This is a genomic window from Cohnella sp. GbtcB17, assembly GCF_019091135.1.
GTDB lineage: Bacteria > Bacillota > Bacilli > Paenibacillales > Paenibacillaceae > Cohnella.
The window spans coordinates 1-11,451 of record NZ_JAGXJW010000102.1 but is presented as its reverse complement, the minus strand read 5'-3'; the positions used below and the strand labels follow the sequence as shown (position 1 = coordinate 11,451).

General features: G+C 59.4%; 9 protein-coding genes. 8 read left to right on the top strand and 1 reads right to left on the bottom strand.

The features are described from left to right. Window positions 1-269: 269 nt before the first annotated feature. Window positions 270-1,178, top strand: a complete 909-nt coding sequence (gltC, locus tag KVT38_RS32125) for a glutamate biosynthesis transcriptional regulator GltC (protein WP_217597835.1) — start codon at window positions 270-272, stop codon at window positions 1,176-1,178. A 75-nt stretch (window positions 1,179-1,253) separates the two neighbouring features. Here gltC and KVT38_RS32120 read toward each other — a convergent pair whose 3' ends face one another. Next, entirely contained in the window at window positions 1,254-2,441 is a 1,188-nt protein-coding gene (locus tag KVT38_RS32120; RefSeq protein ID WP_217597833.1) for an acyltransferase family protein, read from the bottom strand. A 313-nt stretch (window positions 2,442-2,754) separates the two neighbouring features. Here KVT38_RS32120 and KVT38_RS32115 point away from each other — a divergent pair, with 313 nt between their 5' ends. From KVT38_RS32115 to KVT38_RS32085, 7 genes are all read left to right on the top strand, one after another. Beyond that, window positions 2,755-3,432, top strand: a complete 678-nt coding sequence (locus tag KVT38_RS32115; protein WP_217597832.1) for a response regulator transcription factor — start codon at window positions 2,755-2,757, stop codon at window positions 3,430-3,432. Then, the gene (locus KVT38_RS32110) at window positions 3,429-4,811 is read left to right on the top strand and encodes a sensor histidine kinase (protein WP_217597831.1); all 1,383 of its coding nucleotides are present in this window, start codon (window positions 3,429-3,431) and stop codon (window positions 4,809-4,811) included. The genes KVT38_RS32115 and KVT38_RS32110 overlap by 4 nt, the downstream gene beginning before the upstream one ends. Window positions 4,812-4,983: 172 nt before the next feature. Next, window positions 4,984-5,391: a hypothetical protein gene (locus KVT38_RS32105; RefSeq protein WP_217597830.1), complete on the top strand. Its 408-nt coding sequence runs from the start codon at window positions 4,984-4,986 to the stop codon at window positions 5,389-5,391. 238 nt (window positions 5,392-5,629) lie between these two features. After that, window positions 5,630-9,016 (top strand): NEAT domain-containing protein, encoded by a 3,387-nt coding sequence (locus KVT38_RS32100; protein ID WP_217597829.1) that lies wholly within the window; start codon window positions 5,630-5,632, stop codon window positions 9,014-9,016. Between the two features lie 65 nt (window positions 9,017-9,081). After that, window positions 9,082-9,990 carry a heme ABC transporter substrate-binding protein IsdE gene (isdE, locus tag KVT38_RS32095; protein WP_483298210.1) on the top strand — a complete coding sequence of 303 codons (909 nt, stop codon included), beginning with the start codon at window positions 9,082-9,084 and terminating at the stop codon, window positions 9,988-9,990. A gap of 33 nt (window positions 9,991-10,023) precedes the next feature. Then, on the top strand, window positions 10,024-11,007 hold the full coding sequence (locus KVT38_RS32090; protein WP_217597828.1) for a FecCD family ABC transporter permease: 984 nt from the start codon (window positions 10,024-10,026) through the stop codon (window positions 11,005-11,007). Beyond that, window positions 10,997-11,451: ABC transporter ATP-binding protein (locus KVT38_RS32085; RefSeq protein WP_217597827.1), on the top strand; the 455-nt coding region annotated here is incomplete at its 3' end. The genes KVT38_RS32090 and KVT38_RS32085, both read left to right, overlap by 11 nt.

The following is an 11,451-nucleotide window of genomic DNA, read 5'->3' as shown; positions in this document are numbered from 1 at the left end:
ACGGCCTGATGGAATTCGGGCTCGTTCGGGTTGCGCTTTTTGACGGTTTCGAACAAGCCGTCGACGTAGTCGTGCGCCTGCTTCGCGTCGGTTCGTTCGATTTTTTCGAGGATGCTCATTCGTCCAAGACTCCTTAGGTCCAATGGCGAGACTCGCCATTTCGCTTTTGTAGATCGTAGTTTAATATTATGATCGAAGTGATTCATCGCTCCAATATTCAGTTACGATGATGTTGATGCGTTTTGCGCATGAAGGAGAGGCGATTTACACTGGAAATCAGGCAAATGCGATATTTTATGGAAGTCGCGAAGCGCGAGCATGTGACGGATGCGGCCAATGCGCTGCATGTGGCGCAATCCTCGGTGAGCAGGCAGCTGCTGCAGTTGGAGAGCGAGCTGGGGGTCGATTTGTTCATCCGCGAGGGGAGACGGGTGAAGCTCACTCCGAACGGCAGGCTGTTTCTGGCGCGCGTCGAACAGATCATGAACATGATCGGCGAGGCGAAGCGGGAGGTGAAGGAGCATCTGGAGCCGGAGAAAGGCACGGTCCGCATCGCCTTTCCGATCAGCCTGGCCGCCCACGTCATGCCGACGGCGATCTATGCGTTCCGGCAGCGCTATCCGGAGGCCAAGTTCCAGATGCGCCAGGCGCTGTACCACGATCTCATCGACGGCGTCGTTCACGGCGAATCGAATCTCGCCCTCATCGCGCCGCTGCCGGCCGAGGAGAAGAAGATTCGCTCCAAGCTGCTGTTCACCGAGAAAATCGTCGCCCTGCTGCCGATGCACCATCGTCTCGCGGGGCGGTCCGTGATCCGGCTGTCGGAGCTCAAGGACGATCCCTTCGTCACGCTGCCGGAGGGGACGATATTCCGGGAGATCGTGCTGAGCGCCTGCCGCGAGATCGGGATCGTGCCGCATATTGCGTTCGAGGGCGACGATATCGACGCGCTGAAGGGGCTGGTGTCCGCGGGTCTGGGTGTGGCGCTTATGCCCGAGGTTACGCTGGTGGACATTATACCGCAGTCGACGGTCAAGCTTCCTTTGATCGAACCCGAAGTGACGCGCACCGTAGGGGTCATCTCCCCGACGCAGCGCAAGCTGCTCCCGACGGAGCAGCTGTTCTACCATTTTCTTTCCGATTTTTTCGCCGAGCCTTACGGGAAAAAAAGCGAATAAGCCGGCTGGCCCCAAGACCGCGGTTTATTCGCTCCGTTTCACAAGATTACGCGTCCGTACAAGCGAACCGAATGGCTACTTAGCTGATTCCAGACCTGGCTGAACGGGGGGGGGGGGGGATTCGTGGTTCGCAGTCAGTCGCTTCGTTGTCGGTCGCTTCGTTGTCAGCAGCTTCCCGAGCCTGATGGCCGGCAGCTCGATGTACCGATAGGACAGCCAGGCTACAATCACCGATGCGGCCGATAGGATCAACAGGATAACCGCCATCGGCAATACGCCGATTAGCAGGTGAACCAAGCCGATCAGCAGGACAAGATGCCACAGATACAAGCTGAAGGAAATATCGCCGAAAAACTTGACCGCTTTGTTCGTGAGGAACGCGATCATTTTTCGAGAGCCGAGCGCAATGGTCAGGAAGATGACGATCGCCGCGACAATGACGTAGTCCTGGAGCTGCTCGCCGAGGAACGCAAGATGCATGCGCCCGGCCAGTCCCGTTGCCTTTACAGCGTACGTATACAGGACCAGCGCCGTTAGCAGGGCTCCGTATTTGAGCAAACGCGGCAGCCGGCGATAAAGGCCGATCAGACTCGTCCGGTGCTTGGCGATCAGGCCGCCTATGATAAACAGGGAGCAGTAATGCAAGGTGAGCGAGAAGCTGTTCTGAAAGCCGTTGACCGGTTCCCAGTGCAAAGTGTTGTTGACCGAGCCGATCAGTGACAAAGCGGCGCAAACGGCCAGCGCGGCCATCCAGTTCAAACGTACGATGACGAGGGCCAGCAACGGGAAGATCAGATACACGCGCATTTCGTGCACGAGCGTCCATATGACACCGTTGAATCGGTCCGTATTATAATTGCCGATCAAACCAATGTGCTCGAGTATGACTTTAGGAGAAAATTCGCCGGTGCTCAGGATGGAGATCCAGTCGCTGAGGCCATAGATCGGCTTTAACGAATGGAACGCGAGCATCGCGACAGCGATAACGATTAGATACGGAATGTATACGCGGCATAATCTGCGCACCATGAAGTTTTTGTAGCTCAGCTGCGATCCCTTCAAGTACGGAAGCGACAAAACGAATCCGCTGAGGACGAAAAATAACAGTACGGCCGCATGGCCGTAAACAAATAGTTTAAGCGGCGAATGACTGAAGAGCAGCGTTACGGTCGGCAAAGTAAGCAGAGATACAATATGGCTGAAAAATACGGATACGGCTGCCAAGCCTCGGATCGAGTCAAGCTGTTCGAATCGATTTGTCACTGCTGTTCCCTCCGGACGAGTTTCCTTTTCTTCCTAATTATACATGCGTTAGTATACGAATTGTATCATTCTTTTGTGCCGGATGCGAGAGCGCAGTAGCGAGACGACGATTTTGCGGTTTTGTAATCTCCTATTCATCGATTGTTCATACAACGCGATTAAGCTGGAAGAAACCCGCCGACTTGCAATTTCTAATTGATAATGAGAATCAATTTCGATTAAAATAATGTAGATTCTCATATATTGGAAGGAAACGAGGCGTTCGAGGCATGGCCGTTAACGTATGCGACCGCAAGCGGGTGAAGGTGGAAGCATGAAGCAATTGCTGGTTACGGACGACGATATTCATCACCGGTCGCTGCTGAATCACTTCATGACGCGTCAAGGCTACCGCGTGATCGAGGCGCGGGACGGCGAGCAGGCGATCGAGGTGCTGAGAGAGCAGGCGATCGATCTGGCGATCGTCGACGTCATGATGCCGAAGGTCGACGGCTGGACGTTGTGCGCGCATATTCGCGACAGCTACGATATCCCGATCATCATGCTCACGGCAAGGGATCAGCTGGCGGACAAGGAGCGGGGATTTCTGAGCGGGGCCGACGATTATATGACCAAGCCCTATGAGCTGCCGGAGCTCCTGTTCCGGGTCAAGGCGCTTTTTCGGCGTTACCTCGTCCCCTCGAGCGGGAAGATCAGGCTCGGCGAACTCGTGGTCGATCTGCAAAATTATGAAGTCATCGACGGAGACAACGTCATCGTCCTGCCGCTGAAGGAGTTCGAGCTGCTGGCGCAGATGGCGCAGTATCCGGGCCGGCTGTTCTCCCGCGACGACTTGATCCGGCTCGTCTGGGGTCAGGACTATGCGGGGGACGAACGGACGGTGGATGTGCATATCAAGCGTCTGCGCCAGCGCTTCGTCGGCAGCAGGCGGGACTTCGCCATTCATACGGTGCGGGGAATCGGCTACAAGATCGAGGTTCCCGGGTCATGAAGTCGCTTTATTTCCGCGTATTTTCCATCATTTTATACACGGTGGCGCTGAGCAGCTTGCTCGGATTTTACGTGTCCAACGTTTATTATCATTGGAAGCTCAAGCCGCTGCACGACGCCAAGCTGCTGGGCATCGCGGAGGAGATCCGCGTATTCGCGGAGCAGTATCCCGCTTCGATCGGCGATTATATGCGCAATACAGCCTCGCTCGGCTACCAGGTGTACTTGACCGACGACAGTGGACGCGAATTTTATTTCGGACGTCCTTTTCGCGGCAAAGCATTGGCGGACGACGTCCGCCAGCGCGTGCTCGCCGGGGAGATTTATCACGGTATCGCCCATTATCCCGATTCGCCGTTTTTGACGGGCTATTTCCAGGGCAGCTTGATCAATACCGTAGGCGTGGCGCTTCGAATCGACAACGTCAACTACGCCATGTTTTTGCGTCCCGACGTTCGGCTGCAGTTCGGGGAGCTGCGCATCTTTTTCGCGCTCATTTTTTTGCTTGCGGTCGTGTTCAGCATCCCGTGCTTCCTGCTCAGCGTGCGTTATCTGGTACAGCCGGTCGCGCAGCTGACCGAGGCCACAAAGCGAATTGCGCAGGGCGAATATAATATTCGACTCGATACGAGACGAAGGGACGAGATCGGGCAGCTGGCGCGCCGCTTCGAGACGATGAGCCGGGAGCTCGCGCGAACGGATGCGGCCAAGCGGGACTTCGTGGCCAACGTCTCCCACGAGATCCATTCGCCGCTGTCCTCGATCCAAGGGTTCGCAGATATCTTGCAGCAGCCGGAGCTGGACGATCGGAGGAGCCTGGAATACGCGGGCGTCATCGGACGTGAGGCGCGCAGACTGGCGGAGATGAGCCGGCAATTGCTGCTGCTCTCAACGCTGGACCACGCCGATGTCGGCCGGCTCGACAAGCGGGAGCATCCGCTGAGGCGTCAGCTTCAGTACGCGCTGCGTCTGATGCAATGGCAGCTGTCGGAAAAGCAGCTATCCGTCACAATGTCGGTGCCGCCCGGCCTGACCGTCTGCGGGGACGAAGCGCTGCTGCTTCAAGTGTGGACCAATCTGCTGTTTAACGCGATCCGACATATACCGCACGAGCGGTCGATCGAGATCCGCGCGCGGGATGCGGGAGACGCCGTCATCGTGGAGGTGTCCGATACCGGCGACGGCATTCCCGAGGATCAATTGCCTTATATTTACGACCGATTCTACCAGGGAGACGGCTCCCGCTCTTCGGGCGGCACGGGACTCGGCTTGTCGATCGTGCAGGCCATCGTTCATCGGCACGGCGGGACCATCCGGGCGTTCAGCCGTATTGGCGAGGGCACGACGTTTCGTGTCACGCTTCCTAAAAAAAGAGATTGACAGTCTGGATTTTATTGGGTTAGTATCGAAATCATAAATGATAATGATAATCATTATCAAATAAATCGAAAGGGGGAATGCCTCAAAGTCGATTTTGCCGCACCGCCGTCCGTCGAAGCAAAGCTGAGCTATGCAACAAATGCAACCATCCAAACCCTTAAAGGAGCGAAAAATGATGACAAAAACGATGAAGCGTTCGGTATCTTTTCTGCTGATGATGGCGTTCGCGCTGGTGATGGTCGTTCCGGCCTTCGCCGCGACGCACACACATGCCTACGAATTTTACTACGACGGCGAGTACCACGAGCATTCGAGCGGCTACATCGCGGGCGACGCGGTCATCGACGACACGGCGGGCACGGTCACGCTCACCCTGCAGGGCGGCAACTACTTCCCGCAGATCAAGGTCGGCACGACCAGCTACAACGGCACCTACAACGCGACGACCGGCCTGACGACCTTCGTGCTGCCCGGCTCCGACGCCGCGAACTTCGATCTTTCGCTGCATGTCGTCGTCGCCATCGGTCCGATCACCGTCCACGATACCTGGTACGACCTGGAGGTCAACTGGCTGCCTTAACGTTCTGACGGTCAAGACTGTAACTGCTTCACACGCCGGTGCGCTTCTTCCCGATCGGGAAGGCGCACCGGCCGTCTGATCACACCGGCCCGCCGACGATGCCGCAAAAACGAAAAAGTCATACGCGAATATGGAAATCAACGCGGTCCGGCGCGGCTCTCGTCCAACCCGGCTCGTTTTTATAGCGCCGCCGAAAGGTGAACTTGACTCGATACTAAAAAGACAGGAGCTCAAAAAATTGAAGACGCGAATCCGAACGTGGACGCTGCTCGCCATGGCGACGCTGCTGCTGCTCAGTCTCACGCAGCCGGGAGCGGCAGCGGCGAACGCCAACAAGACGGTGAAAGACGGCGTATATACGAATGTCCCTTACAAGTACTTAAAAGACGGTACGTCCGCCACTTCGGCAGCCAACGAATTCATGTGGGTCGAGCATTCCGGCCGGCTGGTCGCAAGCAACGGAAAAACGACCTTTTACCATCAAGTTCCGAGCATGAGCGAGGATTGGATCGTCTATCTCGCTTATCGCGAGCCCGGACAGCCTAAAGCGACCATCTCCGGCAGCGTCGTGACCGGCATGGAGGGATATCGGCCGTTCGGCCGTTCGTCCGCCGGACCGCTTGAAGTATCCGCGGAGCTGGAGCCGGGGACGGATACCGTCGACGTGCTGATGCATATCGTCGTTCCCGGCATCGCTTACGACAACTGGTACAACGCGCAATTAAAAGTCGACACCGCCGGCTTGCCGACGGAAACGGGCGGAGAGCCCGGCGGAGAGACGCCGGCTTACACGCTGGACCAATTGAACGCGCAAATCTCGGCGGCGCAGGCCGCATACGACGCTGCGGTCGTCGGTGACGCGTACGGCCAGTATCCGGCCCATTCCAAGACGTTGCTCGAGCTTCAGATCGGGACCGCCAGAGACAAGGCGAGCGACCCGGCAGCAAGCCCGTCCGAGATCTCATCCGCATACGTGGATTTGACCCATGCGATCGACGCATTTAAAGCATCCGTCAAACAGGCCGACAAGACCGAATTGAAGGAAGCGATCGCCAAGGTTCAGGCGCTGTACGACAAAGTGCGGTCGGCGGGCGTCGTCGGCAAGGCGGATGCGGCGGCGCGGGCAGCGCTTAACGGGGACGCGGACCCCGGCAACGACGTGGATACCTATCGCTACCCTGTCGTCACGGCCGGCGAGTATCACAAAGATGCGGAATCGTCGATCGGCAGCGCGCTGACGTCGGCAAAGACGACCCTGGATACGGTCACCGCTACGGATGCGACGGTCGCCTCGCGAGTCAAGACGCTGAACAGCCGATTGAATTTGTACACCGATTATTATTACAGGCTCCAACCCGAGCCGCTGCCGATTTACGTCCTGGACAATCCGACCTCGGCTGCCAAGCAGTCGGATTACGCATCGGAGTTCGAGGGTGTGGCGTACCAGCTTTATAACGGCGCAGACGGTACGAAGTACGCGAACGTCCCGATGAAAATATCCGTCGCCGGCGCAGCGTATATGTCGCTGGCGAACAACACGGGATACACGATGCCGACCTACGACGAGTACGTCGATTACTTCAAGGCAATCAAGCTTGTATCCCCGGATAACGGCGGCAGGACGGTATTCCAGCTGCAATCCCATTCGTATCCGAACAGCGACGGCATTTCGTATCTCCGATATTTCGCAGACGGTCAGGAGCGCAGCGTCTATATCAGCTACAACTACAAAGAGCTGAGCGGACTGCAAGCCCGCATTGCCGCGGCGCAAGCGCTGCACGATAAGGCGGAGAGCGGCAACGGGACTTACAAACAGGACAAGGCGGCGCGGGACGCGCTGCAAACGGCGATCGCGGAGGCCAAAGCAATTGGCGACAATCTGGCTTCGGTCTATAAAAACATCGTCGGCGCGGACGAAGCGCTTGCGGACGCGGTCACGGATTTCCTCCAAAGCGCGCCGTATACGGCTTCCTTCACGGCGGCGGACGATTCTGCGGACGACTTCTCGCCGGTCGCCGCTTACCTGGACGGCAAAGCCGAGATCACGACGGCAGAAGGCGTCTCCTATGCCGCCTTTACGGTCAGGAGCAGCTCGAAGGTGACGGCCGTTCGCATGAAAAACGGCACATCGTACGTCGATGCAGAGACGCTGGACGAAAATCCGCAAGCAGATACCCGGCGCGTCAAGATCGCGATCCCCGATCCGACCGGATTGACATCCGTACAGTTCGTCTTGAGCGGAACGACCTATAATGCCCGTCTTAACTGGAACGACGTCGACAATGCGGCGCTTGCGGCCAAAGTCGCAGCGGTCAAGAGCGAGCTTGCCGCGGCCGTCGTCGGCGCCGCTGCCGGCCAATATCCGGCAAGCGCGAAGACGGCGCTGGAACAAGCGGTCGCAGCGGCAGGCAAGGAAGCGACCCGCCTCGACGGCACACAGGCGCAAAGCGACGCCGCCGTGCGGAAGCTCGACGATGCGATCAAGGCGTTTCGGGCTGCAGTTGTCGGTAGCGGCGGCAACGGTCCCGTGAGCGGCGGGGAATTGGCGGACGGCAAGTACCGGATCGACTTCACCATTTTAAAGCAAGGCACGGAGACGCCTTCGGTTATGGACGGCTACGTGGCCCACCCCGGCCGCATGCTCGTCGAGAACGGCGCGAAGTATGTTTACATTTGGCTGGGCAGAAGCAAGGAGATCACGGCTTTTACAGTGAACGGCTCGGCGACGGAGACGGTGACGAGCGACGCCGCCGGCAACACCAGATGGGTCCGCTTTCCCGTGAGCAATCTGGATGCCGTGCAAAGCGGTTGGGTGAAGATCGATTGGCCGGAGGTGAAATATTTCCACGCCTACGACGTGTCGATCAAGCTCGGCAGCTACACGAAGGTAGCAGATTGGAGCGGCGAAAGCTTCGGTTCACCGCCCGAGCTTCCGAATCCGGACGGCGACAAGGGAGCGCCCGGGACGGGCGGTGTCGATTCTAACGGAGGCGGCGCCGCGGGCGGCACGGATGAAAACTTCGGCGCCGAATTCTTCGATACGGCAAAGCACTGGGCCGCGGCCTCGATCAGCCGTGCGGTCAAGCTCGGCATCGCGAACGGCTATGCGGACGGCAACTTCCGGCCGAACGCGGCGATCAGCCGCGCCGAGTTCGCGGTATTGCTCGGCAGGGCGCTGGAGCTGCAAGCAGGTGAAGCCGAGCTGACCTTCAAGGATGCGGCCGACATTCGTCCCTGGGCGCAGCCGTACATCGGGCGGGCGGTTGCGGCCGGTATCGTCGGGGGCTTCGAGGACGGCACATTCCGTCCGGCGAAGGAGATCAGCCGGCCTGAGCTCGCCGTCATGATCGTAAGAGCGCTCGGCTTGAAGCCCGATGCGGACGCGGCGCTTCCCTTTACGGACGCGGCGCAAATCCCGGCTTACGCCCGCCCGTACGTGGCGACGGCGGTCAAGCTCGGCTTGATCCAGGGCAGCGGCAACAATCGGTTCGGCGCGAAGTCGCAGGCGACGAGAGCCGAAGCGGTCGCGCTCGTGCTGCGGGCGCTCGATTATGCGGAAGCCGGCGCTAAGAAAGACGCGGCAACGCCTGGCGCCAAAAAAGAGAGCGAAGCCGGCAACGCATGACACACGCCTAACAACGGACAGAGGACCCATACGGCGTCCTCTGCCGGATTGAATCGGGAGGAACGATGAGTCTGAAAAATCGTGGAATGGCGGGCGTCGCGCTATGGCTCGTCTGGATGCTGCTGCTGGCCGGCTGCGGCGGCGCCGACGCGGCGCGGTCCGCGGCGGCGCCATCTTCGGCGGCATCCCAGGCGGAGGCACCCGCGTATCGCATCGTCTCGACGACGGTAGCCGTGACGCAAATGATGGATGCGCTCGGCATCGAGCTGGTCGGCGTCCCGACGAGTGCGAAGACGCTGCCGGAGCGCTATGCGAATGTGACCAGGGTCGGCAATCCGATGAGTCCGGACCTGGAGCGGGTCAAATCGCTTCGCCCGACCGATGTGCTGTCGGTCACGACGCTCCAATACGACCTTGAACCGACGTTCAAGCAGATCGGCTTGAACGCCTCCTTCCTGGATCTGACCAGTCTGGCCAAGATGCAAGAGGAGATCCGGGGACTCGGGACCAGATTCGGACGCGAAGCGGAGGCGGAAAAGCTGGCGAGCAGCTATAACGATACATTGAAGAGATTGCAGGGAGAGGCGGCCGGCAAAGAGAAGCCGTCGGTGCTCATCCTGCTGGGCGTCCCCGGCAGCTACCTGGTGGCGACCGAGCATTCGTATATCGGCGATCTCGTCCGGCTGCTGGGCGGCGTCAATATCGCGCAAGGGGAGAAGGTGGAATACCTGGCCTCCAACACGGAGCGGCTTCAGCAGGCGAATCCGGACGTCATCCTGCGCGCCGCGCACGGCATGCCCGAGGAAGTGATCCAAATGTTCGACGAGGAATTCAGGAAAAACGACATCTGGAAACACTTCAAGGCCGTTCAGAACGGACGCGTGTACGACCTCGAGGAATCGCTGTTCGGCACGACGGGCAATATCGCGGCGGACGAGGCGCTGGAGGCGCTGTACAAGAAGCTGTATCCGTAATCGCCGTCGTTAACGGGAAAGAGGAATGGGCCGATGTCGAAAAAAACGCTTTGCTTTGCCGTCGTATCGCTTCTGTTGCTCGCGGCAGCCGCCGCCTCCATGATGCTCGGGAGCATCAAGGTCGGCATCGCGGAATTGGCGGAAGGCTTGATGCGCGGAAATAACGAGAACGTCAACGTCGTAAGAGACCTTCGTCTGCCGCGAATTTTCGTGTCCCTTTTTACGGGGGCGGCGCTCGCCGTATCGGGCGTGCTGCTGCAGGCGGTCATGCGCAACCCGCTCGCCGACGCAGGCGTGATCGGCATCTCGTCCGGCGCGGGCGTCGTGTCGCTCGCGATGGTGACGATTTTCCCGAATTTGTTTTTCTGGATGCCTTTCTTTTCCTTCCTCGGCGGCACGCTGGCCTGCGTGCTCGTCTACGCGCTGTCGTGGCGTTCGGGACTCCAGCCGATGCGGCTGATTCTCGTCGGCGTCGCGATTAATGCGACGTTCACCGGGCTTGGGCAATCGTTCAACTACCGGGGCAGCTACGCGGTTACTTCGGTCAATCAGGCCGTCAGCTCGATTTTTACGATGAAAACGTGGGAGGATGTGCGGATCTTGGGCGTATACGGCTCGATCGGCCTGCTGCTGGCGCTACTCGTATGCGGCTGGTGCAATACGCTCGCGCTGAACGACCGAACCGCGGGCAATCTGGGCTTTCGCGTCGCGCGCGCGAGGCTGATCGTCTCCGCGATTGCGGTGCTGCTCGCTTCGGTGGCGACGGCTGTCGGCGGTCTTATCGTCTTCGTCGGCCTGCTTGTTCCGCATATCGCGCGGCTGCTGGACGGCTCGGACCATCGGGCGCTTATTCCGTTTTCCATGCTGGCGGGGGCGCTCCTCATATTGACGGCGGATACGCTTGGACGCACGTTGCTCGCGCCGACCGAGATTCCGGCTTCGATCATCATGACCGTCATCGGCGGACCCTTTTTGATATTTATGCTGACAAAAGGAGACCGCGCGTATGGAGCTTGACCGGATTCGATTCGCGTACGACCGCAAGACGGACCAGCTGAAGGAGGTGACGGCGACGATCGAGGCCGGGCGCCTGACCGGCATCATCGGTCCGAACGGCAGCGGCAAGTTGACGCTACTCGGGGTCATGGCCCGCAGCCTCGTGCCGCAGGGCGGCACGGCCGTGCTGGACGGCAAGGCGCTCGCCGGATACAAGCCCAGGGAGCTCGCGCGCAAGCTGGCGGCGGTGCATCAGCACAACGGCGCGCCAGCCGATCTGACGGTCGAACGGCTCGTCGCCTACGGCCGCCTGCCGCACCGCAAGCTGCTTGGACAGCGCGACGCGGACGATGAAGAAGCAGTGGCATGGGCGATTGCCTGCACCGGTCTGGCCGCCAAGCGCAAACAGCGCATCGGCGTGTTGTCCGGCGGGGAGCGTCAGCGCGTCTGGTTCGCCATGGCGCT